The sequence below is a fragment of the Streptomyces sp. NBC_00523 genome, from assembly GCF_036346615.1.
In the GTDB taxonomy this organism is placed as follows: Bacteria; Actinomycetota; Actinomycetes; order Streptomycetales; family Streptomycetaceae; genus Streptomyces.
Map to the genome: position 1 here is coordinate 220,549 of NZ_CP107837.1, position 23,339 is coordinate 243,887.

Consider the following 23,339-nt stretch of genomic DNA (forward strand, 5'->3'; position numbering starts at 1 on the left):
GACTACCCGCTCACCCCCTGGCGTGCTGTCGCCACGAAGGTGTCGATGGCGTTGACGCTGCGGAAGTTGTTGGGGTCGAGGTCCGTGTCGTCCACGGCGAGGCCGAAGCGGTCCTCCACCCAGGCGATGAGCTTGAGCAGGCCGAGCGAGTCGATGGCTCCGCTCGACAGCAGGTCCTGGTCGTCGGCGAGTTCGTCCTGCGTGAGGTCCGGCAGGAACTCCTCGATCAGGAACTGCTTGATGGTGGCCGTGTTGCTCATGACGTCCTTCCTTCTACTGTGGTCAGCCGGCGGGAGTGGTCCGGCGCCTGGGACGGTCCGCGCAGCCGGTCGAGCGCGGTGCGGTCGACCTTTCCGGTGGGGGTCTTGGGCAGCGGTTCGTCGGTGATCCGCAGGACGCCGGGGACGGCGGCCCTGGGCAGGGCGCGGGCGCAGTGTTCCTTCAGGAGCAGGCTGTTGAGGCCGCTGCCGGGTGCGCGCCGCACCCCGGCGACGAGCCGTTTGCCGGTGAGCGGGTCGGGCTGCGCGGCGACCCCGGCCTCCAGGACGGCGGGGTGGCTGAGCAGCACCTGCTCGATCTCGGCGGTGTTGACGGCGACGCCGCGCACCTTGACCTGGAAGTCGCTGCGTCCGGTCAGGTACAGCAGCCCGTCGGCGTCGCGCCGTACGAGGTCGCCGGTGCGGAACCAGGTGCCGTCGTCGTGGCCGAGCGGGTGACCGGTGAACCGGCCCTGGCTGCGGGCCGGGTCGAGGTAACCGGCGGTCTGGAAGGGCGTCCTGACGTGCAGCTCGCCGGCGCCGGGGCCGGTGACCTCCTGGCCGTCGGCGTCCAGCACGAGCACCGAGACCCCGGGGAGCGGGGTGCCGATGGGCAGCGGGCCGGGGACGGTGGCGTCGGTGCCGACGTCGTACGTGAAGCTGTCGTTGGTCTCGGTGCAGCCGTAGATATTGGTGAGGCGGGCTGCGGGTAGCACCTCGCGCATCTCGGCCAGGGTGCGTTCGGGCAGGACGTCGCCGGTGAAGGCGGCCCGGCGCACCGACGGCAGCAGCACCCCGGCCCGGCGGGCGGCGTCCAGCACGAGCCGGTAGAACATCGGCACGGCCTGGACGATCTCCACGTCGTGACGGAGCAGCAGGTCGAGCAGGTGGCGTCCGTCGACGGCCTTGTCCGGGTCCACGAGGACGACCCGCCCGCCGTGCGCGAGGGTCGTCCACACGTCGAGGAAGCAGAGGTCGAAGTTGAGCGGCGCGTAGTTGAGGACGGTGGTCCCCGGCGCGACGGCGAAGGCGGGCCCGGCCCAGGTGACGAACCGGTCCACGGCCCGCTCGTCCAGCGGGACGGTCTTGGGCAGCCCGGTGGAGCCGGACGTGGTGAGCATGAAGGCGGTACGGGGAGGCACCGGGTAGGCCGCCGAGCGGGCCGGGACCCGCACCCCGCGCGGTTCGCCGCCCGGGGTCAGCACGTACCCGCAGCCGGCCTGGGCGAACAGCTGGGTCAGCAGCTGCTCGCCGAGGTGCGGGGAGGGCAGCAGGAACGGGCGGTGGGCGAGCAGGCAGCCGAGGACGAGCGCGACGGCGTCGGGCGACTTCTCGGCGAGGATGCCGACGGGTTCGCCGGCCGGCAGCCCGAGCAGGGCGAGGCGCTCGCGTTCGCGGCCGGCGCTCTCGTACAGCTCGCGGTAGCTGGTCTCCTCGCCGTGCCAGACCAGGGCGGGCGCGTCGGGGCGCTCGCGGACCTGGGTGAGGAAGCCGGGGAGCAGGCCGGTGATGGCGCCCTGGCTGGTCATGGCCGCCGTCCCGCCAGCCGGGCCCAGCCGCTCTTCACGGCGATGCCCGAGGGGGTGCGGCAGGTGAAGCGGACCAGGGTGCGGTCGGCGTCCGGGGCCAGTTCGATCCGCAGCGGCACGTCCGGGACCACGGGGGCGGAGAACCGCCCGCTGACCGCGAGGACGCGGGTGACGTCGCCGTCCGCGTACCGGTCGGCGATCTCCTCGACGGCCAGGGCGAGCACGCTCATCCCGTGCGCGATGACGCTGGGGAAACCGGCGTCCTTGGCGGCCTCGTCGTCCAGGTGGATCGGGTTGAGGTCGCCGGAGGCGTGGGCGTAGCCGCGGATCCAGGCGGGGGTGAGCACGTGCTCGGCGGCGGCGGGTTCACCGGCTCCGCCGGAGGGTGCGGGCGCGGCCGGTGACGGGATCTGGCCGAAGGGCTCGATGGCGGCGGCGCCCACCAGCAGGGCGCTGGTGAGGAGTTCGGCGCGCGGGGTGCCGTCCTCGCCGGTGAGGCGGGCCCGGACGGCGACGCGGGTGCCCTTCGGTTCGCGGCGGGCACCGGCCACGTCGAGGCCGACGGTGATCCGCTCGCCGGGCAGCAAGGGCTGCTCGATCCGGATGTCCTGGCCGAGGTGGACGACGGAGACGGACTCGGGCTCGGCCGCCGCCAGGTCGCGTACGGTCGCGTCGGCGAGGGTGTGCGCGAGGACGAAGGCGTGCACCGGCGAGGCGCCGGGCTCCCCGGCCGCGGGCAGGTCCGCGCGGACGGCAGTCCGGAAGGCGGCCACCTCGTCGGCGGTGAGGGTGCGGATCGCGGTGCGGGGCTGGGCGGTGGTCTGAGCGGTGGTCGTCATACCGGCGCCACCACCATGCTCGCGTTGTGGCCGCCGAAGCCGAAGGAGTTCGACAGCGCGGGTCCCAGGGCGACGGGCCGTGGACTGGTGTGCACCACGTCGATCTCCATTCCTGGCTCCAGGTGTTCGTGGTTGGCGGTGGGCGGCACCTCTTGGGCGCGCATGGCCTGCACGGCGGCGATGATCTCGACGGCGCCGGCCGCTCCGATGAGGTGGCCGATGACGCCCTTGGACGCGGTGACGGGCGGGCCGTCGGAGCCGAAGACCTTGGCGAGGGCCGTGGCTTCGGCGCGGTCGTTGTGCGGGGTCGAGGTGCCGTGCGCGTTGATGTGCGTGATCTCGTCGGGGGCGAGCCCGGCGGCGGTGAGCGCACCGGTCATCGCGGAGACCGCGCCGGCCCCGTCGGCCAGCGGCATCGACAGGTGGTACGCGTCCGAGGTGGCCGCGTACCCGGCGATGCGGGCGTAGGTGCGGGCGCCCCGGGCCAGCGCGTCGTCCAGGCGTTCCAGGACGACGAATCCGGCCCCCTCCCCCATGACGAACCCGTCGCGGTCCCGGTCGAAGGGGCGGGAGGCGTGCGCCGGGTCGTCGTTGCGCCCGGAGACCGCGTTCAGGTTGCCGAAAGCGGCGAGGGTGACCGGGGTCAGGGTGGACTCGCAGCCGCCCGCGATCGCCACGTCGGCCTGGCCGGACGCCAGGAGCGCGGTGGCGTGCCCGATGGCGTCGACGCCGCTGGCGCAGGTGGTCGCGATGGTGGTCGCGGGGCCGGTCCAGCCGAGGCGCATGGCGATCTGGGCGGCCGCCGCGTTCGGCATGGTGAGCAGCGGCATCAGCGGGTTGACCCGGTGCGGGCCCGCCTCGCTGTAGTGCGCGGACTCACGGTCGCTGGTGGCGCGGCCGCCCACCGCGTTGCCGACGACGATGGCGGTGCGCCCGGGCTCGGGGACCGGGGCGCCGGCGTCGCGGTGGGCGGCGAGGGCGGCCGTGGTGCCGTACAGCGCGAAGGGATCCATGCGCCGCGCGTCCTTGGCGGACACGAGCGCGTCGGGGCCCTGGGTGTCGAGTCCGCTGACCCGGCAGCCGATCCGGACCCGGTGGCGGGTCAGGTCCAGGTGGTCGAGCGGGGCCGCGGTGGAACGGCCGGCGCGGAGCGCGGCCCACAGGGCGTCGGGGGTGCACCCCGCCGGGGTGACCACACCGATCCCGGTGATCACCACCGGGGTGCGGTGGGAGGCTGCGGCTGTCATCTTCGGTCTCGTCTCCGTCCGGTGTCCCGGGGCGTGGACCGGCCGGTCAGGCCGGGATGATGCCGCACTCGCGGGCGGACTTGATGAACGCGTCGGCGGCGAAGTCGATGTCCTCGGGCGTGTGCCGCGCGGTCACCGCGATCCGCAGCCTGGCCAGGTCGTTGGGGACGGCCGGGGTGACCACGGGGATGCCGATGACGCCGTTGCGGCGGCAGGCGGTGGCCAGGTCGTACGCCTTCTCGTCGGAGCCGGCGATCAGCGGCAGCACCGCGGTCTCGCTGTCCTGCGTACGCAGCCCCTGGGCGTTGACCAGGGCGCGCAGGCGGGCGGACTCGCGCTGGATGTGGGTGACCCGCTCCGGTTCCCGCTGCAGGATGCGCAGGCTCTCCAGGGCGGCGCCTGCCTGGGCCGGGGCGAGGGCGGCGGAGAAGAGGAACGGCCGGGCGGCGTAGCGCAGGTGGCCGATCAGCTCGGCGGGTCCGGTGACCCAGCCGCCCATGGACGGGATGCCCTTGGACAGGGTGCCGAGCTTGATGTCGGCCTTCACCCGGTGGTCGAAGTGCTCCTCGATGCCGCGCCCGGTGGCGCCGATGACGCCGAGCGCGTGGGCCTCGTCCACCATGAGCAGCGCGTTGTGCTCGTCGCACACCTTGCGGAGTTCGGGCAGCGGGGCGATGTCGCCGTCCATGGAGTAGACGCTGTCGACGATGACGAGCCGCACCCCGTCGGGCGAGGCGGCGGCCAGGCGCCGGTCGAGGTGGTCGACGTCGTTGTGCCGGAACCGGGTGACGGTGGCGCCGGAGAGCCGGCAGCCGTCCACGATGGAGGCGTGGTCGTACTTGTCGATGAAGACGGTGTCGCCGGCGCCGACGAGTCCGCCGACGGTGCCCACGTTCGCCGCGTAGCCCGAGCTGAAGACCATGGACGCCTCGCGGTCCGCGAAGCTGGCGACCTCGGCCTCCAGCTCCTCGTGCAGCGGGATCGTCCCGGCCAGGGCGCGCACGCCGTGGTTGCCGCTGCCGTAGAGGTCGAGCGCGGCCTTGGCGGCGGCGACGACGCGTTCGTCGCCGCCCAGACCCAGGTAGCTGTAGCCGGACATCATCAGCAGCCGTTGCCCGTCGAGATCGGCGTACGCGCTGTCCCGCTCGACGGTGTAGGAGACGAAACTGTTGCGGCGCTCCGGCTCGGACTCCAGTGCCGCCACGCGCCTGTTCGTGACGGCCAGCTTCGGCGCCAGCCGTTCCCAGCCTCCGGTTGCGTTCACGTGAGTCTCCTCAGACTGATTCAGTCGGCCGGCGAACGGCCTATTCATGACAGGATTTCTACGCCGCGCTCCGCAACGCGGCCGCAACAAGGAAGCCGGAGCCCTTCTCGAATTACGCTCGAAGCCGCTCGGGATTCACTAGAAATCCCCTGGTGAACGCATGGAGAAGGGCGGAAACATGGACCCTCGATTCAGCGGAACTTGGGCTTCCACTCATTCCCCCCGGTATGTTCCCGGGCTCAATTGACACGGCCTGAACGCCCCTGCGAGGGTCACGACGACATCACGGGGAATGGCGAGAACCGAACGGCGCAAAGAGAAAGCAACGGCGCCGTGTTCCCCGCTCGGTTCCTGATCTGCCGCAGGGGGAGTGTCGACGTGTTGATCCGGCTCGTAGGACTTGTCAGCATCGAGCACGAGGCGGAACCGCCCCGGCACCTGTCGAGCGCACAGGCCCAAATCGCCTTCGCCCGGCTCGTCCTGGAGCGTTCCGCGGGCACCAGCCGCGACCAGCTCGCGGACACGCTGTGGCCACAGGGCCTGCCCGACACCTGGGCGTCCGCGCTGCGCAGTGTCGTCAGCCGGGTGCGGTCCTTCGTCACCAGCGCGCACCAGAAGCCCGGCGAGACGCCGCTGGTCGCCCAGAGCGGGCGCTATCTGCTGCATCTGCCGAGCGACGCGCTCACCGATGTGGAGACGGCCGAGGCGTCGGTCTCCGAGGCCCGGCAGGCGTGCCGGGAGGGCGCCCACGCGGTGGCCCTGCAACTGGCCTCCGGCGCGGTCGCCAATCTGCGCGGCGCGTTCCTGCCCGCCCACGAGGGCGAGTGGGTGAACACCACCCGCGAGCGCATCGAGGCGGTACGCCTGAGCGCCCTGGAGCTTTCCAGCGCCTCGGCCGCCGCACTCGGCAACAGCCACCACGCCCTGCGGTACGCCGACGAGGCGGTGCGCAGGGCGCCGTTCCGGGAGAGCGCGCACCGCTGCCGGATGACGGCGCACGCCGCCGCCGGCAACCGGGCCGACGCGCTGCGGGTCTACCAGCAGCTGCGCGAGCTCCTGTCGGACGAGCTCGGCATCGAGCCCGCCCCGTCCACCCAGTCGCTCTATCTGGGCCTGCTCCGCGAGCCCGGCCCGGCCCGCGAGACGGCCCGGGCCATGGCCCCGTACGGCGGCCCGGCGACCATCGACCCGCTCCTGATGAGCGCGTACGAGCCCCTGCTCCCGCCGGCCGCGTAGGCGGCCCTGCCCGGGCAGGGAAACGTCCGCGGAATGCTCCTGCGAAATCCGGTTCGCAGGAGCATTCCGCGGACGTTTCGTGCGGAATTTTTTTCCCCGGGGGGCTTTCTCGGAAAGCCCCCCGGGGGTGGATATCAGGTGATGGTGACGCCGCTGTCGATGCTGATGACCTGGCCGGTCATACAGTCCTGGTCGAGGAAGAGGGCGGAGCTGCGCGCCACCTCTTCCACGGTCACGAAGCGGGGCACCGGTGCCTTCTTCTCCATCGATTCCACCACGTGGTCGGGGAGGGTCTGCGTCATGCCCGTGATCATGAATCCGGGCGAGAGCGCGTTGACCGTGACGCCCCGCCGTCCGCACTCGGCGGCCAGCGTCCGGGTGAAGCCGATCAGGCCGGCCTTGGACGCGGAGTACGCCGTCTGCCCGGCCGTCGCGATCAGACCCGACGGCGAGACCACGTTGATCACCCGGCCCCACCGCTTGCGCAGCATGTGCGGGACGCACACCCGGGCCGTGTGGAAGGAGCCGATGAGGTTGGTCTGGATCACCGCCGCCCAGTCCTCGGGCTTCTGCATCGCCATGACCTGGTCACGGCGGATCGCGCCGTTGTTGACGAGGACGTCGACCGGGCCCAGTTGCTCGGCGATCTGCGCGTGCATCGCCGTGACGGCCTCGTACGAGCCGACGTCGCCGGTCACCAGGACGGAGTCGTTGGAGAGCTTCTCCTGCACCGCGAGCGCGGCGTCCTTGGCGCTGTTGTAGTGGACGGCCACCTTGCAGCCGAGGGCGTCCAGTTCGATCGCCAGCGCCTGGCCGAGCCCGCCGGAGGCGCCCGTCACCAGGGCGACGGGGTGCTCGGGCCGGGTGCCGGCGGGCTTCTGCGTACTCATCGTGTCCCTCCGCGCCATTCGAGGAGCATGGAGCCCCAGGTCATGCCTGCGCCGAAGCCGGCCAACAGGACCAGGTCGCCGTTCTCGATGCGGCCCTCGTCCAGCGCCTCGGCCAGCGCGATCGGGATGGACGCGGACGCCGTGTTCCCGTACTTGTGCAGGTTCGCGACCAGGGCCTCGGGCCGCAGCCCGGTGTGGCTGAGAATCGAGTTGATGATGCGGATGTTGGCCTGGTGCGGGATGACGTGGCGGACGTCGGCCGCCTCGACCTTGGCGTTCTTCAGCGTCTCCCGGACCGTACGGACCGTGTACCGCACGGCGTTCAGATAGATCTCGTTCCCGTTGATCTGCGCGTAGTGCAGACCCTGGCGCACCGTTTCCTCGGTGGTCGGCATACGGCTGCCGCCCGCGAGGACCTTGAGGCTGCCGGTGCAGCTGCCGTCCGCGCCCAGGTTCCAGGCCAGGACGTTGCTGTCGGCCGCGGGGACGAGCACGACGGCTCCCGCGCCGTCCCCGACCAGGATCGACAGGTCCCGGTCGGCGGGGTTCGCGGTCAGCGTGTGGGTGTCGGAGCCGATGAGCAGGATCGGCCGCGGGTCGATCGCGATGAGGGCCATCGCGGAGACGAGCCCGTAGACGAAGCCCGCGCACTCGGAGTTGACGTCGTGCGCGCTGCCGGCGATGCCCAGTTCGTGGTGGACGAACGCGGACGTCGCCGGCGAGGGCTGCTCGGGCGTGGCGGTGGCGACGATCAGATGAGCGATGTCGCCGCCGCTCAGGCCCGCTTTGGCGAGGGCGCGCCGGCCGGCCTCGACGGCCAGCGAGGCAGTCGTCTGGCCGGGCCCGACGGCGCGCCGTTCACTGATCCCGCACCGGCTGGTGATCCAGTGCTCGTCCACGCCGAAGCGCTCGGCGAGCTCCGCACTGGTGACCACCTTTTCGGGGACGGATATGCCCCATCCGGTGATGTCGAAGCCGTTCATGCGCGCCCGCTCAGGCCTGCGCCGGCACGAGTGCCAGGATGCGGTCGTAGACGTGGCGCAGCGTGGTGGTGTCGTCCAGGTCGGCGAAGAGCGACTCGTCGGCCGGGATGTCCGGGTAGGTGTTCTGGAACCCGTACAGCCACTCCATGAGGTCCAGCGAGTCCACGTCCGGGATGTGCTGGAGCGGGTGGTCCGGGTCGACCTTCTGGGCGCCGGACACGGCCTCGAGCTGGCTCGCCAGTTCTTCGATGGTGGGCAGAGACATGGGGTGAGGTCCTTCCTCCGCAGGGCTTGGCCTTTTCGAGACGCATGGAACCCGTACGCACGCAACCGGCGCGCAACAGCCGGCGCCCCGGTCGTGTTGCACGTCTCTTGCGACGCGGGGGTTTTCTTCGTCTCGCGATGACATCGCAGGCACCACGCCATGAGCATGAGCCGGACGGGAGTTGAGGACGAAGATGACCACGGTCGCAAACCAGTCGGTCCCCGAGGTCGACGCGATCAGGCACCACTACGAGGTGAGCAACGACTTCTACCGCCTCCTGCTGGGCCCGACGATGATGTACTCCGGCGGTTACTGGGAGGAGGGCGAGGGTCTCACCGAGGCCCTCGACGAGGCCCAGGAGCGCAAGCTGGACAAGTTCGTCGAGCTGGCCGGAGCGGCGAACGCCCGCCGCGTCCTGGACGTGGGCTGCGGGTGGGGCACCATGCTCAACCGCGTCACCACGGTGCACGGCGTCGAGCAGGCGGTCGGGCTGACGCTCAGCCGCACGCAGGAGCAGTTCATCGCCGGCCTGGACAACCCGCGGATCACCACGCGGGTGGAGTCCTGGGAGGACCACACCACCGACGACCCGTACGACGCGGCGTTCTGCATCAACGCCCTGGAGCACTTCGTCTCCTCGACGCTGCCGCCGCGCGAGCGCACCAAGAAGTACCGGGTGTTCTTCCAGAAGGTCGGCGCCACCCTGAAGCCGGGCGCCCGCTTCGTGCTGCACACCATGACGGCCGAGGCGCTGCCCATGAACCGGCAGCTGCTCGACGACCTGAAGTTCCTGCAGCGCTCGGAGTTCGAGAACTGCCACATCCCGCACCTGCACGAGCTGACGCAGGCCGCCGAGGGCCTGTTCGACGTGGTCGAGGTCGTCAACGAGCGCGAGTCGTTCGCGGTGGCCTGCCGCGCCTGGCTGAAGCTGCTCGCCGAGCGCCGTGACGAGGCCGTCGCCATGGAGGGCGAGGAGGTCGTGGCCCGCTTCGAGCGCTACCTCGACATCTTCGCGTACACGCTCGAGGACAAGTTCTTCAACAACTTCCGCGTCACCATCGCGCGCCGCTAGGAGGCTGACGTGACGAGCACTCTAGAGCCGCCGCGCAGCGACGAGGACAGCCGCCCGGCCGGCGGCGGCGGACCGCAGCGGCATCTGCGCGTCGCCGTCATCGGCAGCGGGTTCTCCGGCCTCGGCATGGCGATCCGGCTGCTGCAGAAGGGCGTGGACGACTTCCTCGTCTTCGAACGCGCCGACGAGGTGGGCGGCACCTGGCGGGACAACTCCTACCCGGGTGCTGCCTGCGACGTGATGTCCCACCTGTACTCGTTCTCGTTCGCGCAGAACCCGGAGTGGAAGTCCACATTCGGCAAGCGCGACGAGCTGTACGCGTACCTGCGGGACACCGCCGACCGGTTCGGGGTGCGTCCGCACATCCGCTTCGGCCACGAACTGCTCGGGGCCCGCTGGGACGAGACGACCCGCCGCTGGCACATCGAGACCTCGCAGGGCGACTACACCGCGCAGGTCCTGGTGAGCGGCACCGGCTATCTCAGCGAGGCGGCGGTCCCCGACATCCCGGGCCTCTCCGACTTCGAGGGCGCCGTCTTCCACTCCTCCCGCTGGCGGCACGACCACGACCTGAGCGGGCGCAACGTCGCCGTGATCGGCACCGGCGCCTCCGCCATCCAGTTCGTGCCGAAGATCCAGCCCGAGGTGGGGCGGCTCGACCTCTACCAGCGGACCCCGCCGTGGATCGGCCCGAAGAACGACAAGGAGACGAGCCCGCTCCAGTCCAAGCTGCTGCGCGGGGTCCCCGGCTACCAGAACTTCCGGCGGAACTTCAACATGTGGGGCCGGGAGATCCTGGCCTTCGTGATGAAGCGGCCCAAGGTCGCCGGGAAGATGCAGAAGATGGCCAGCGACCACCTGAAGAAGTCGGTCGCCGACGAGAAGCTGCGCGCGAAGCTCACCCCGGACTACGTGATGGCGTGCAAGCGCCTGCTGTTCTCCAACACGTGGTACCCGGCGATCCAGCAGCCCAACGTGGACTTGGTCACCGACGGCATCGCCAAGGTCACCGCCCACTCGATCGTGACCGCCGACGGGGCCGAGCGGGAGATCGACACGATCATCCTGGGCACCGGCTTCAAGGCCACGGACCGCCCGGTCGCCGGGCGGATCACCGGCCGCGAGGGCAGGTCGCTGCGCGAGGTGTGGCAGGAGGACGGCATGGCCGCGCACCGCGGCACCACCGTCGCCGGCTTCCCGAACCTGTTCCTGCTGCTCGGCCCGAACACCACCCTGGGGCACTCCTCGCAGGTCGTGATGATCGAGGCGCAGATCGGCTACGTGCTGGACGCGCTGAAGGTCATGGACCAGAAGGGCCTGGCCTCGGTGGAGGTTCGAAAGACGGTCCAGGACGACTGGAACGAGCGGCTGCAGGCCCGCCTCGATGGCACCGTGTGGAACGCAGGCAACTGCAAGAGCTGGTACCTCGACGCACACGGGCGCAACCCGTCGATCTGGCCGACGTACACCTGGCGCTTCCGCCGCCAGACCAAGCGCTTCACCCCTTCCGAGTACCAGCTCGCCACCCTCGCGGGCGCCGGCCTGCCGGCCCTGAACCACACGTAATGGACGGGAGACAGACCGAATGAGAAGCAGCAGCACCCCCATCACGCGGCGCAGCATCCTCGGGGGCATGGCGGCCGCCACGGTCATCGGCTGGAGCACTTCGCACCAGGCGTGGGCACGTGAGTCGGACTCCTTCGCCCATACCGCGGCGAGCCTGCCGGCGCTCGACGGCACGCTGGAGACCTCGGCGGGTGTCAAGTCCACGTTCAACCACGACTTCGGCCACATGGTGACCGGCGCGTGCTGGGCGGTGCTGCGTCCCGGCTCGGTGCAAGACATCGTCAAGATGGTCAACTACGCCCGGGCCAACGGGCTGAAGATCGCGATGAACGGCCGCGGCGGGCAGAACGGCGACGAGGAGTCGCACTCCTGCTACGGGCAGGCGCAGGTCCCCCAGGGCGGCATCGCGATCGACGCGCGCGGTCTGACGAAGATCGTCCGCATCGGCTCCTCGTCCGCCGTGGTGGAGACCGGCGTCACGTGGGCGCAGCTCACCGACGCCGCCCTCGCCCGGGGCCTGACCCCGCCGGCGCTCACCGACTACCTGCACCTGTCGATAGGCGGCACGCTCAGCGTCGGCGGCATCGGCTCCACCGTGGCGCGTTACGGGCTGCAGATCGACACCGTGAAGTCGATCGACATCGTCACCGGCAACGGTGACCTGATCACGGCCAGCCCCAGCTGCCACGCCGATCTGTTCAACACGGCGCTCGGCGGCGGCGGCCAGGTCGGCATCATCGTGCGGGCCGAGGTCGCCCTGATCCCGGCACCGCCGAAGATGACCGTCTTCACCCTCTACTACAACGACGTGTCCGCGTTCCTCGCCGACTCCGAGAAGCTCATGGCCGAGAAGCGGTTCGAGGGCCAGGTCGGCGAGATCGCCCGCACCCCGGACGACTCCGGCTGGTGGTACAAGCTGGAGGGCCAGGCGTACTGGAAGGGCAGCACCGCGCCCAACCGCACCGCGCTGCTCACCGGTCTGCACGATGTGCGGGCGTCCGCGACGATCGAGGACCTGCCGTTCCGCGAGGCCGTGTTCCGTACCGACGGCGACGAGGCGTGGCTCAAGGAGAACGACTTCTGGGGTCAGCCCAAGCCGTGGCTGAGCCTGTTCGTCCCGGCCTCGAAGGCGAAGGCGATGGCGGACCTGCTGACCGCCGAGCTGAACAGCGACGACCTGGGCGCGGGCTTCCTGCTCTACTACCCGTACCCGACGTCGAAGCTGACCCGCCCGCTGTCGGTGCAGCCCTCCGAGCCGACCGCGTACCTGTGCGACGTGCTCCGCTTCCCGGCCCCGGGCGCGGACATCGCGCGGATGCTGGACCAGAACCGCCGCCTGTACGACAAGGCGGTCGCGCTGGGCGCCAAGCGGTATCTGGTGGGCGCGATCCCGAACATGACCTCGGCGGACTGGCGGGCCCACTTCGGCATCCGCTGGAAGGTCCTCGTCGCGGCGAAGCGGCGTTACGACCCGGCGGGCATCCTCACCCCCGGTCAGGGCTTCTTCGGCTGATCCGGGACGCCCCGGGCCCCGGCCGGCGAGACCCAGACCGCCACCCGGAACACCCCGACAGGAGAATCGGCATGACAGTTTACGACTTGATCGACGAGGCGATCGTGGACGCGCCGCCGGAAGCGGTGTGGGCGGCGCTGATCGCCGAGTTCCGCGGCGCCGGCCGCTGGTGGGTGCCGGCCAACACCTTCGCCACCGTGTCCGGTTCGCCGGACGAGGTGGGCGCCGAGGTCGCGGTCACGGTGCACACCAAGGGCGTCGACAAGGGCGGCCCGAAGCTGCGGTTCACCGCGCGCACCCGGGCCGTCGAGCCCCAGCGGCTGCTGTCGGTCGACTACGTGTCCGGGGTGTTCCGGGGCACCAGCGACTTCTACGTCGAACCGCTCGACGGGGGCCGCACCAAGGTCGGCATGCACTTCGTTGGCCGGCCGAACGGCTTCCTGAAGCTCCTCGCGAAGGTCGCCGACATCGGCGCGGAACACTCCACCGCCACCAGCGAGGCGTTCGTCCGGCTCGGCGAGATCCTCGCGGCGGAGAGCGCTCCGGCCGCACGGTCCGGTGAGGCGGCACAGGCCCGGAAGCTGGAGGGCAGTACCCGATGACGACGGTGGCCGCCGCACCGGCGACCGAGACGCAGGTGCGCACCGACGACGGGGCCCGCCTGGCGGTGTCCGTCCTGCCGCCGCTCACGCCCCCGACCGGCGTGACCGTGGTGCTGGTCCACGGCTGGGGCGCGTCGCGCCGGGTGTGGAGCACGGTGGCCGACCGGCTGATCCGCCTCGGGCACCGCGTCGTCTCCTACGACCTCCGGGGCCACGGCGCCTCCTCGCAGGGCGCCGAGCCCTTCGGGATCGCCCGGCTCGGGGCGGACCTGGGCGCGGTCCTGGCGCACGTGGAGGCGCCGGACGCGGTCGTCGTCGGGCACTCCGGGGGCGGGTTCGCCGCCCTGTCGTACGCCGCGTCGGAGGACCGGAACGCCGCCGCGCTGAGCGGCCTGGTGCTGCTGGCCACGGCGGCGCACGACCAGGAGACCCCGGACAGCGAGGTCCGCATGATGGGCAGCGCGCTGTTCCAACGGGCGGTCTCGCGGCCGGCCCTGGGCCGCAAGCTCCTCGGGCAGAACATGCTCGGCCCGAAGGCGGACCGGCGGCTGAGCGAGGTGAACCGCCAGATGTTCGCCGCGGCCGGGCCCGCGGTGCGCGCGGAGGCGTTCCGCTCCTCGCGGGGCATGGACCTGCGCGAGGCCCTGGTGTCGGTGACCGTGCCGGCGGTGGTCCTCGCGGGCACCGCCGACAAGGTGATCGCGCCGAAGCTCGGCCGGGTCGTCGCGGAGGCGCTGCCCCGGGCACGCTTCGAGGAGGTGCCGGACGCGGGGCACATGCTGCCCCTGGAGGCGCCGCAGACGGTGGTGGGCGCGGTCAGCGAGCTGACGCGCGATCACGGATAGCGCGGCGCACGCGGAAGGGCGGCCGGTCCCGGGCGGGGGCCGGCCGCCCTTCCGCGTATGCGTAGGGATCAGCCGCGGGCCCGCAGCGTGAGCGCCCGCCCCAGGCAGGCGAGCGCCGCCGTGCAGGCCAGGGTGCGGGCGGCGTTGGCCGGGGTCCAGGTGCCGCGGAAGCGGTCGCGGATCAGGGCGATCTCGGGGCCCGACGCCTCCGCGGTCAGCTGGGCGAGCCGGCGGTTGAGGGGGATGTTGACCTTCATCGTGACGGCGACGGCCGCCGAGTAGAGGGCGAGGGCGGCCCAGGTCCAGCGGGCGGCGCGGGTGTGGCCGAGGCGGCGCAGGGAGACGCCGGAGACCCCGGTGGCCAGGAACGCGCCGAAGAAGACGAGCCCGAAGAACCCGTTCTCGATGGCGTCGTTGATGTGGCCCATGGCGCTTGCGAAGGCCGCGTCGTCGGTGCGGTCGAGCCCGGGCATGACGGACACGTCGAACGCGAAGTACAGCCCCGCGCTCAGCCCCATCGCGATGGTGGCCGCGTACAGCGAGGCTTCGGTGCGTCCGCCCGGCCGGGCCGGGAGGGAGGTGGTCGGCGCGGTGGCGGTCATGGCTTCTCCTCGGCGGTGCGCAGTACGGGGGCGAGCAGGCGTTCGTAGCGGCGGCGCAGCACCGTCCGGCCGAGCAGCCGTACCGGTGGCGGGATGGTGGCGGCGACGTGGGCCGCGGAGGCCGGGTCCGCCCCGTCGAACATCCAGGGCTGGAGGCGGGCGAGCACGCCGGGCGGCGCGGTCCGCAGCAACCGCCGTTCCACGGACGCGTAGCGCGAGGCGCCGAGCGCGGTGAAGGCGGGGAAGGCGATGCGCTCCTCGGCGGCGAGGTGGTCGCGCAGGACGGCGGCGAAGGCGTCGGCCGCGGGGCGCAGCGCCCCGGGGTCGGCGCCCGGGCGGAGCGCGGCGCCGACGGCGTCCATCGCCGCGTCGAGGCGTTGGTGGTCGCCGTCGATGGCGTCGGCCGCCTGCGCGAAGCCGGGGACGGCGCTCCGGAGTTCGGGCCAGAGGACGGCGTCCTCGCTGTGGTGGTGCCAGTCGATCACCTCGCGCAGGCTGTGCCACCAGGTGACCGTTCCGCCGGTGCGGGCGCCGGGCCCGGAGCGTGCGACGGCCACGAGGCGGGCGGCGTCACGGCGCATCGCGATGTGCATCAGCGCGAATCCGTGGAAGTGCCCGGGCAGCGACGGGAGGTGTTCGCTCGTCATCGGTTCGGTACCGGTCATGGTGCCTCCTCACACGAGGGGGTACGGGGACAGGGACGGGCGGCCGCGGTGTGCGGCCGCCCGTCCCACGGGTCCCGGTGTCGGTCAGGCGTTCCAGACACCGCTGGCGGCGGCGTCCCGGGCGAAGTCGGCGAAGTCCTTCGGCTTGCGGCCGGTGGCCTCCTCGACCCCGTGCACGAGGTGGGCGTTGCGGCCGTCGAGGATCAGCCCGAACAGGTCGGCGAACTCGACGGGGAGCCCGTTCTCCTCAAGCGCCTGGCGGTACTCGTCCACGCCGACGGGGATGTACGTGATGGTGCGGCCGGTCGCCTTGCCGAGCTCCTGGGCGATGTCGCCGAAGCTGAGCAGACGCGGGCCGGACAGCTCGTACGTCTTGCCGATGTGCTTGTCGTCGGTGAGCGCGGCGACGGCGACGTCCGCGATGTCGTCGGCGTCCACGAAGGGCTCCACCGCGTCCCCGGTCGGCAGGACGATCTCGCCGGCCATGACCAGGTCGTGGAAGAAGCTCTCGCTGAAGTTCTGGTTGAACCAGCTGGCGCGGACGACGGTCCAGTCCGCGCCCGACTCCTTCACCTTGTCCTCGCTGATGACCGCGCCCTCCTCGCCGCGCCCGGACAGCAGCACCAGGCGGCGCGCCCCCTTGGCGACGGCGGCCTTCGCGAACGCGCCGACGGTCTCGGCGGCCCCCGGGAAGGCGAGGTCGGGGTAGTAGGTGATGTAGACGGCGCTCACCCCGTCGAGGGCGGCGTCCCAGGTCGCGGGGTCCTCCCAGACGAAGGGGGGCGTGCCGGAGCGCGATCCGATGCGTACGGGGAGCCCTTTGGCGGACAGCCGATCGGCGACCCGCCGCCCGGTCTTGCCCGTGCCGCCGATCACAAGGGTCGTGTTCGTCATGTTCGTCCCGTCTGTCGTGGCCTGCGTGGTGGTGTGGTGCTCGTCGTTACTCGTCATGAGGGAGTGGGCGCGTGCGGAGGGATATGGGGGTCCGCACGGTGGCGGCGGTGGCGGCGCTCTCCGGTGGGGGGTGGCTGCGGAAGGACCGTCGGGTACGGCCTTCATCCGCAGCGTAGGCAGCCCCTCGCCGCACGAGCCACGTCACCGGGCCTCGTCTCTAGCGGTTCTCCAGGGGGTCTCTGGGCGATCACCTCGTACGGCTGTGGGGGTCAGTAGCGGTAGTGGTCGGGCTTGTACGGGCCGTCGACCTCGACACCGATGTACGAAGCCTGCTCCGGGCGAAGGGTCGTCAGCTTGACGCCGAGGGCGTCGAGGTGGAGACGGGCGACCTTCTCGTCCAGGTGCTTGGGCAGCACGTACACGTCGGTCGGGTACTCCTCGGGCTTCGTGAACAGCTCGATCTGGGCCAGGGTCTGGTCCGCGAACGAGTTGGACATGACGAACGACGGGTGGCCGGTCGCGTTGCCCAGGTTCAACAGACGCCCCTCGGACAGCACGATCAGGACCTTCCCCTCCGGGAACGTCCAGGTGTGGACCTGCGGCTTGACCTCGTCCTTGACGATGCCATCGATCTTCGCCAGACCGGCCATGTCGATCTCGTTGTCGAAGTGGCCGATGTTCCCGACGATGGCCTGGTGCTTCATCCGGGCCATGTCCGAGGCCATGATGATGTCCTTGTTGCCCGTCGTCGTGACGAAGATGTCGGCCTGCTCCACCACGTCGTCCAGGGTGGCGACCTGATAGCCGTCCATCGCCGCCTGCAACGCGCAGATCGGATCGATCTCCGTGATGATCACCCGGGCACCCTGACCGCGCAGCGACTCCGCGCAGCCCTTGCCCACATCGCCGTAACCGCAGACCACGGCGGTTTTCCCGCCGATCAGGACGTCGGTGGCGCGGTTGATGCCGTCGATCAGCGAGTGGCGGCAGCCGTACTTGTTGTCGAACTTCGACTTCGTCACCGCGTCGTTCACGTTGATCGCGGGGAACAACAGGCTTCCGTCGCGATTCATCTCGTACAGGCGGTGGACACCGGTCGTGGTCTCCTCCGTGACGCCACGGATCTCGGACGCCAGCTGCGTCCACTTCTGCGGCGACTCACCCAGCGTCCGGTTCAGCAGCGTGAGGATGTAGGCGAACTCCTCGCTGTCCGCCGTCGCCGGGTCCGGAACCGCACCCGCCTTCTCGAACTCGACGCCCTTGTGGACCAGGAGCGTGGCGTCACCACCGTCGTCCAGGATCATGTTCGGACCACCGGTCGGCGTGTTCGGCCAGGTCAGCGCCTGCTCCGTGCACCACCAGTACTCCTCCAGCGACTCACCCTTCCAGGCGAAGACCGGGACACCGGCGGGCGCCTCGGGCGTGCCGTCCGGGCCGACCGCGATCGCGGCGGCCGCGTGGTCCTGGGTCGAGAAGATGTTGCAGGACGCCCAGCGCACCTGCGCACCCAGCGCGACCAGGGTCTCGATCAGCACCGCCGTCTGCACGGTCATGTGCAGCGAACCGGTGATACGGGCACCCGCCAGCGGCTGCGCGGCGGCGTACTCCTTGCGGATCGACATCAGACCGGGCATCTCGTGCTCGGCCAAGGTGATCTCCTTGCGCCCGAAAGCGGCGAGGGAGAGATCGGCGACCTTGAAATCAATGGTCTCAACTGGCATGGAGGCTCCTAGTGCTCATGACGTTGCGGTGGATGTCGAGGGTCGCCGTCGACTTGTTCAGCGTGATGTAGTGCAGCCCGGGCGCGCCTTCGGCGAGCAGCCGGTCGGCCATCAGCGTCGCGTGGGCCACGCCGATCTCGTACGCGATGTCGGGCCGGTGCTGCGCGGCTTCCAGGCGGTGGGCCAGGTCCTCGGGGAACGCGGCGTCGGAGAGTTCCGCGAAGCGGCGGATCTGCCGGACGTCGGTGGCCGGCATGATCTCCGGGATGATCGGGGTGGTGCAGCCGGCCGCCGCCACCCGGTCCCGCAGCCGCAGGTAGTCCTCCACGTCGAAGAACATCTGCGTGATGGCGTAGTCGGCGCCGGCGCGGCACTTGGCGACGAAGTGCCGGATGTCGCTGTCCCAGTCGGCCGAGCGCGGGTGCCGCTCGGGGAAGGCGGCGACACCGATGGTGAAGTCCCCCAGCGAACGGACCAGTTCGACCAGCTGGTAGGCGTGGTGGAAGCCGTCCGGATGCGCGGTCCACTCCCCCTTGGGGTCCCCGGGCGGGTCGCCCCGCAGGACCAGTACGTCCCGCACCCCGGCGTCCGCGTACTGGCCGATGATGTGCCGCAGCTCGGCCACCGAGTGCCCGACGGCGGTCAGGTGGGCGACGGGCCGCAGGGTCGTCTCGGTCACCAGGCGCTTCGTGACCTCGATGGTGCGGTCCCTGGAAGACCCGCCCGCGCCGTAGGTGACGGACACGAAGTCGGGGCCCAGCGGCTCCAGGCGGCGGATGGCCTGCCACAGGGTCCGCTCGCCCTGGGCGGTGCGGGGCGGGAAGAACTCGAAGGAGTACGTCGGACGGTCCGCGACCGGGCCCATCACCGGCCACCCCCGGCCCGGCCCGCGTTGAAGTACGAGGCCTCGGGGTGGTGGACGACGATGGCGTCGGTGGACTGCTCCGGGTGGAGCTGGAACTCCTCGGACAGGTGCACCCCGATCCGCTCCGGCCGCAGCAGGTCCGCGATCTTGGCCCGGTCCTCCAGATCGGGGCAGGCCGGGTAGCCCAGCGAGTAGCGGCAGCCCTGGTACTCGGTGCGCAGCATGCCGTCTAGGCCGTCGGGTTCGCGGTCGGCGATCCCGAGTCCGGCGCGGACGCGCGCGTGCCAGTACTCGGCCAGCGCCTCCGCCAGCTGCACGGAGAGGCCGTGGAGTTCGAGGTAGTCGCGGTACGAGCCGGAGGCGAAGAGCTCCGCGGTGGCCTCGCCGATCTTCGAGCCGACGGTCACGATCTGGAGCCCGACGACGTCCGTCTCGCCGGACTCCTCCGGCCGGAAGAAGTCCGCCAGGCACAGATGGCGGCCGCGCGACTGGCGGGGGAAGGTGAACCGGGTCCGTTCGTGCCCGTTCTCGTCCAGGATGATCAGGTCGTCGCCCTTGGACACGCACGGGAAATAGCCGTGCACGACGGCCGCTTCGAGCAGGTTCTCCGTACGCAGCCGGTCCAGCCACATCCGCAGCCTCGGCCGGCCCTCCGCCTCGATCGTGTCGCCCTTCAGCCCCCACTGGCCCTTGAACAGGGCGGCCTCGTCCAGCCAGGAGGCGTACTCCTTGTGCGGGATGCCCTTGACGACCCGGCTGCCCCAGAACGGCGGGGCGGGGACGGGGTTGTCGACCGCGACGTCCGACCGGCCGACGTTCACCGGCTCCTCGAACTGCGGCTCCCTCAGCGGTACGCGGCGCTGCTTGAGCGGGGGCAGGGTTGCGCCGGGGACGCCGCGCTTGACGGCGATCAGCGCGTCCATCAGGCGCAGGCCCTCGAAGGCGTCGCGCGCGTAGCGCACCTCGCCCTCGTACAGCTCGTGCAGATCCTGCTCGACGTAGGCGCGGGTCAGAGCCGCGCCGCCGAGGATCACCGGGTAGTCGGCGGCCAGCTTGCGCTGGTTCAGCTCCTCCAGGTTCTCCTTCATGATCACCGTGGACTTGACCAGCAGCCCCGACATCCCGATGACGTCGGCCTTGTGCTCCACCGCCGCGTCGAGGATGGCCGAAACGGGCTGCTTGATGCCCAGGTTGACCACGTTGTAGCCGTTGTTGGAGAGGATGATGTCGACCAGGTTCTTGCCGATGTCGTGGACGTCGCCCCGGACGGTGGCCAGCACGATCGTGCCCTTGCCCTCCTCGCCCTCGGCCCGCTCCATGTGCGGTTCGAGGAACGCCACCGCGGCCTTCATGACCTCGGCGGACTGGAGGACGAACGGCAGCTGCATCCGGCCGGAGCCGAACAGCTCACCGACGACCTTCATGCCCTCCAACAGCGTGTCATTGACGATGTCCAGGGCCTTGCGGGTGGTCAGCGCCTCGGAGAGGTCGTCCTCCAGGCCGTTCTTCTCCCCGTCGATGATGCGGCGCTGAAGCCGCTCGTCCAGCGGCAGGGCGGCCAGCTCCTCGGCCCTGCCCTCCTTCATCGACTTCATGTTGACGCCCTCGAACAGCTCCATGAGCTTCTGCAGGGGGTCATAGCCCTCGGCGCGCCGGTCGTAGATCAGGTCGAGGGCGACCTTGACCTGCTCCTCCTCCAGGCGGGCGATCGGCAGGATCTTCGACGCGTGCACGATCGCCGAATCCAGGCCCGCCTTCACGCACTCGTCCAGGAAGACCGAGTTCAGCACGACGCGGGCGGCCGGGTTGAGGCCGAAGGAGATGTTCGACAGGCCCAGGGTCGTCTGCACGTCCGGGTGACGCCGCTTCAGCTCGCGGATCGCCCCGATGGTGGCGATCCCGTCCTTGCGGGACTCCTCCTGACCGGTGCAGATCGTGAACGTCAGGGTGTCGATGAGAATGTCCGACTCGCGGATGCCCCAGTTGCCCGTCAGGTCCGCGATGAGCCGTTCGGCGATGGCGACCTTGTGCTCGACGGTGCGGGCCTGGCCCTCCTCGTCGATCGTCAGCGCGATCAGCGCCGCGCCGTGCTCCGCGGCCAGCTCGGTGACCTTGGCGAAGCGGGACTCGGGCCCGTCCCCGTCCTCGTAGTTGACCGAATTGACGACGGCCCGCCCGCCCAGCCGTTCCAGGCCGGTGCGCAACACGTCCACCTCGGTGGAGTCCAGCACGATCGGCAGGGTCGACGCGGTCCCCAGACGACCCGCGAGCTCGTCCATGTCGGCGACCCCGTCACGGCCCACGTAGTCCACGCACAGGTCGAGCATGTGCGCGCCCTCACGGACCTGCTCCCGGGCCATCTCCACGCAGTCGTCCCAGCGGCCTTCGAGCATGGCCTCCCGGAACTTCTTCGACCCGTTGGCGTTCGTCCGCTCACCGATCGCCAGATACGCCGTGTCCTGACGGAACGGCACCGTCTGGTAGAGCGAGGCGGCACCCGGCTCCGGCTGCGGGACGCGGTCCGGCGGCACGCTGCCGCGTACCCGCTCCACCACCGCCCGCAGGTGGTCCGGCGTCGTCCCGCAGCAGCCACCGACCAGCGACAGGGCGTAGTCCCGTACGAACGCCTGCTGCGCGTCCGCCAGGCCGTCGGGCCCGAGCGGGAAGTAGGCGCCGTCCGCGCCCAGCACCGGCAGACCCGCGTTGGGCATGCACATCAGCGGGGTCGCCGAGTGGCGGGCCAGGTGGCGCAGGTGCTCGGTCATCTCGGCCGGACCGGTCGAGCAGTTCAGGCCGATGAGGTCGATGCCCAGCGGCTCCAGGACCGTGAGCGCCGCGCCGATGTCCGAACCCAGGAGCATCGTCCCGGTCGTCTCGAAGGCGAGCGAGCAGATCAGCGGGACCCGCACCCCGGTCGCGTCCATCGCCCGGCGCGCGCCGACCAGACCGGCCTTCGTCTGGAGGAGGTCCTGCGTCGTCTCCACGATCAGCGCGTCGGCGCCACCGGCGAGCAGCCCCTCGGCGTTCGCCTGGAAGCCGTCCCGGATCGTGGCGTACCGGATGTGACCGAGCGAGGGCAGCTTGGTGCCCGGGCCCATGGAGCCGAGGACCCACCGCTGTTCGCCGGTGGACGCGGTGAACGCGTCGGCGGCCTCCCGGGCGATGCGCGCACCGGCCTCCGACAGCTCGTGGACCCGCTCGGGGATGTCGTACTCGCCGAGCGCCGCGTGGTTCGCCCCGAAGGTGTTCGTCTCGACGCAGTCGACGCCGACGGCGAAGTACGCGTCGTGGACCGAGCGCACGATGTCGGGGCGGGTCACGTTGAGGACTTCGTTGCACCCTTCCAGCTGCTGGAAGTCCTCAAGCGTCGGGTCCTGGGCCTGGAGCATGGTGCCCATCGCGCCGTCGGCCACCACCACACGGGTGGCGAGCGCGTCCCGGAGCGCGGCGACCCGCTCCCCCGCGGTCATGACGCACCGCCCAGGACGGGGGCGAGCGCGGTCGCCGCCTCGGAGCCGTACTGCCGCCGCAGGATGTCCAGCAGCCGCCCGGCCTCCGGCTCGTACGCCTGGGACCCCACGGCGGCCAGCGCCAGCGAGGCGACCGCGCAGCCGAGGCGCGCAGCCTGTTCCGGGCCGGCTCCCCGGACCGTCGCGGCGAGGAAGCCCGCGCGGAACGCGTCGCCCACCCCGGTCGGGTCGGCCGTCTCGACGCCCGCAATGCCCGGCACGGTCAGGGCGGGGGCACCGGCGCTCTCGATGCGGACGCCCCGCGCGCCGAGCGTGGTGACCCAGGTGCCGACGCGGCCCAGCACGTCGTCGCGGTCCCAGGAGGCGCGTTCCAGCAGGAGGGCCGCCTCGTACTCGTTGGTGAACAGCCACCGGGCGCCGTCGACCAGTTCGCGCACCTCGTCACCGCCGAGGCGGGCGAGCTGCTGGGAGGGGTCGGCGGCGAAGGGGACGCCGAGGGTCCGGCAGGCCGCGGTGTGCCGGAGCATGGCGGCCGGGTCGTCGGGGGCGACGAGGACGAAGCCGACGCCACCGGCCCGGGCCGCCTCTGCGGTCAGGTCGATCTCCCGGGCCTCCGCCATGGCGCCCGCGTAGAACGCCGCGATCTGGTTGTCGTCCTGGTCGGTGATGCACGAGAAACGGGCGGTCTGCCGCTCGTCGCTCACGCGCACCGCACCGGTGTCGACCCCGTGCTCCTTGAGCCACACCTCGTACGTGGCGAAGTCGCTGCCGACGGCGCCGACCAGCAGCGGATCCAGTCCGAGCGAGCCGAGCCCGAAGGCGATGTTGGCCGCCACTCCGCCGCGCCGCACCTCCAGGTCGTCCACGAGGAACGAGAGCGACACATGGGCGAGCTGGTCGGCGATGAGCTGGTCCGCGAACCGGCCCGGGAAGACCATCAGGTGGTCGGTGGCTATGGAGCCTGTCACCGCGATACGCATTCGAACTCCTGTCCTCTCGACTGGGCCGGTGGAC

The 23,339-nt window shown here is 71.3% G+C and carries 21 protein-coding genes; 6 read left to right on the top strand and 15 right to left on the bottom strand.

The window, feature by feature from the left end:
- Window positions 1-2 precede the first annotated feature (2 nt).
- From OHS17_RS33485 to OHS17_RS33505, 5 genes are read right to left on the bottom strand one after another with little or no spacing between them, the layout of a single operon-like run.
- The gene (locus OHS17_RS33485; RefSeq protein WP_330315563.1) at window positions 3-260 is read right to left on the bottom strand and encodes an acyl carrier protein; all 258 of its coding nucleotides are present in this window, start codon (window positions 258-260) and stop codon (window positions 3-5) included.
- Entirely contained in the window at window positions 257-1,786 is a 1,530-nt protein-coding gene (locus tag OHS17_RS33490; RefSeq protein WP_330315564.1) for an AMP-binding protein, read from the bottom strand. The genes OHS17_RS33485 and OHS17_RS33490 overlap by 4 nt, the downstream gene beginning before the upstream one ends.
- Window positions 1,783-2,625 carry a MaoC/PaaZ C-terminal domain-containing protein gene (locus OHS17_RS33495; RefSeq protein ID WP_330315565.1) on the bottom strand — a complete coding sequence of 281 codons (843 nt, stop codon included), beginning with the start codon at window positions 2,623-2,625 and terminating at the stop codon, window positions 1,783-1,785. Before OHS17_RS33495 ends, OHS17_RS33490 begins: the two co-directional genes overlap by 4 nt.
- Window positions 2,622-3,872, bottom strand: coding sequence for a beta-ketoacyl-[acyl-carrier-protein] synthase family protein (locus OHS17_RS33500; RefSeq protein ID WP_330315566.1), 1,251 nt, complete (start codon window positions 3,870-3,872; stop codon window positions 2,622-2,624). The genes OHS17_RS33495 and OHS17_RS33500 overlap by 4 nt, the downstream gene beginning before the upstream one ends.
- Before the next feature lie 46 nt (window positions 3,873-3,918).
- Window positions 3,919-5,136 carry an aminotransferase class I/II-fold pyridoxal phosphate-dependent enzyme gene (locus OHS17_RS33505; protein ID WP_161209504.1) on the bottom strand — a complete coding sequence of 406 codons (1,218 nt, stop codon included), beginning with the start codon at window positions 5,134-5,136 and terminating at the stop codon, window positions 3,919-3,921.
- Between the two features lie 378 nt (window positions 5,137-5,514).
- Here OHS17_RS33505 and OHS17_RS33510 point away from each other — a divergent pair, with 378 nt between their 5' ends.
- Window positions 5,515-6,372, top strand: coding sequence for an AfsR/SARP family transcriptional regulator (locus OHS17_RS33510; RefSeq protein ID WP_161209503.1), 858 nt, complete (start codon window positions 5,515-5,517; stop codon window positions 6,370-6,372).
- Between the two features lie 134 nt (window positions 6,373-6,506).
- Here the strand turns inward: OHS17_RS33510 and OHS17_RS33515 are convergent, their stop codons facing one another.
- The 3 genes from OHS17_RS33515 to OHS17_RS33525 are packed head-to-tail and all read right to left on the bottom strand — an operon-like array spanning window position 6,507 to window position 8,510.
- Complete coding sequence (locus OHS17_RS33515; RefSeq protein ID WP_018105945.1) at window positions 6,507-7,262, bottom strand: SDR family NAD(P)-dependent oxidoreductase; 756 nt, start codon at window positions 7,260-7,262, stop codon at window positions 6,507-6,509.
- On the bottom strand, window positions 7,259-8,245 hold the full coding sequence (locus OHS17_RS33520) for a 3-oxoacyl-ACP synthase III family protein (protein ID WP_330315567.1): 987 nt from the start codon (window positions 8,243-8,245) through the stop codon (window positions 7,259-7,261). The genes OHS17_RS33515 and OHS17_RS33520 overlap by 4 nt, the downstream gene beginning before the upstream one ends.
- A gap of 10 nt (window positions 8,246-8,255) precedes the next feature.
- Window positions 8,256-8,510 carry a hypothetical protein gene (locus tag OHS17_RS33525; RefSeq protein ID WP_018105947.1) on the bottom strand — a complete coding sequence of 85 codons (255 nt, stop codon included), beginning with the start codon at window positions 8,508-8,510 and terminating at the stop codon, window positions 8,256-8,258.
- A 193-nt stretch (window positions 8,511-8,703) separates the two neighbouring features.
- On the opposite strand from OHS17_RS33525, the gene OHS17_RS33530 reads away from it, so the two are divergent.
- From OHS17_RS33530 to OHS17_RS33550, 5 genes are all read left to right on the top strand, one after another.
- Window positions 8,704-9,582: a class I SAM-dependent methyltransferase gene (locus tag OHS17_RS33530; protein ID WP_018105948.1), complete on the top strand. Its 879-nt coding sequence runs from the start codon at window positions 8,704-8,706 to the stop codon at window positions 9,580-9,582.
- 9 nt (window positions 9,583-9,591) lie between these two features.
- Entirely contained in the window at window positions 9,592-11,148 is a 1,557-nt protein-coding gene (locus tag OHS17_RS33535; protein ID WP_018105949.1) for a flavin-containing monooxygenase, read from the top strand.
- A 19-nt stretch (window positions 11,149-11,167) separates the two neighbouring features.
- Window positions 11,168-12,661 carry an FAD-binding protein gene (locus tag OHS17_RS33540; RefSeq protein WP_330315568.1) on the top strand — a complete coding sequence of 498 codons (1,494 nt, stop codon included), beginning with the start codon at window positions 11,168-11,170 and terminating at the stop codon, window positions 12,659-12,661.
- 71 nt (window positions 12,662-12,732) lie between these two features.
- Window positions 12,733-13,263 (top strand): SRPBCC family protein, encoded by a 531-nt coding sequence (locus OHS17_RS33545; protein ID WP_330315569.1) that lies wholly within the window; start codon window positions 12,733-12,735, stop codon window positions 13,261-13,263.
- Window positions 13,260-14,108, top strand: a complete 849-nt coding sequence (locus OHS17_RS33550; RefSeq protein WP_330315570.1) for an alpha/beta fold hydrolase — start codon at window positions 13,260-13,262, stop codon at window positions 14,106-14,108. Before OHS17_RS33545 ends, OHS17_RS33550 begins: the two co-directional genes overlap by 4 nt.
- Before the next feature lie 68 nt (window positions 14,109-14,176).
- Here the strand turns inward: OHS17_RS33550 and OHS17_RS33555 are convergent, their stop codons facing one another.
- The 7 genes from OHS17_RS33555 to OHS17_RS33585 all read right to left on the bottom strand — a co-directional run bounded on the left by OHS17_RS33555 (window position 14,177) and on the right by OHS17_RS33585 (window position 23,305).
- Window positions 14,177-14,710, bottom strand: coding sequence for an anthrone oxygenase family protein (locus OHS17_RS33555; RefSeq protein ID WP_330315571.1), 534 nt, complete (start codon window positions 14,708-14,710; stop codon window positions 14,177-14,179).
- Window positions 14,707-15,375, bottom strand: a complete 669-nt coding sequence (locus tag OHS17_RS33560) for a hemerythrin domain-containing protein (protein WP_330315572.1) — start codon at window positions 15,373-15,375, stop codon at window positions 14,707-14,709. The genes OHS17_RS33555 and OHS17_RS33560 overlap by 4 nt, the downstream gene beginning before the upstream one ends.
- 84 nt (window positions 15,376-15,459) lie before the next feature.
- The gene (locus tag OHS17_RS33565; protein WP_330315612.1) at window positions 15,460-16,269 is read right to left on the bottom strand and encodes an NmrA family NAD(P)-binding protein; all 810 of its coding nucleotides are present in this window, start codon (window positions 16,267-16,269) and stop codon (window positions 15,460-15,462) included.
- 269 nt (window positions 16,270-16,538) lie between these two features.
- Window positions 16,539-17,990 carry an adenosylhomocysteinase gene (ahcY, locus tag OHS17_RS33570; RefSeq protein WP_330315573.1) on the bottom strand — a complete coding sequence of 484 codons (1,452 nt, stop codon included), beginning with the start codon at window positions 17,988-17,990 and terminating at the stop codon, window positions 16,539-16,541.
- Window positions 17,980-18,855: a methylenetetrahydrofolate reductase [NAD(P)H] gene (gene metF / locus OHS17_RS33575; RefSeq protein ID WP_073865789.1), complete on the bottom strand. Its 876-nt coding sequence runs from the start codon at window positions 18,853-18,855 to the stop codon at window positions 17,980-17,982. Before metF ends, ahcY begins: the two co-directional genes overlap by 11 nt.
- On the bottom strand, window positions 18,855-22,325 hold the full coding sequence (gene metH / locus OHS17_RS33580; protein WP_330315574.1) for a methionine synthase: 3,471 nt from the start codon (window positions 22,323-22,325) through the stop codon (window positions 18,855-18,857). The genes metF and metH overlap by 1 nt, the downstream gene beginning before the upstream one ends.
- Window positions 22,322-23,305, bottom strand: a complete 984-nt coding sequence (locus OHS17_RS33585; RefSeq protein ID WP_330315575.1) for a carbohydrate kinase family protein — start codon at window positions 23,303-23,305, stop codon at window positions 22,322-22,324. Before OHS17_RS33585 ends, metH begins: the two co-directional genes overlap by 4 nt.
- Window positions 23,306-23,339 lie beyond the last annotated feature (34 nt).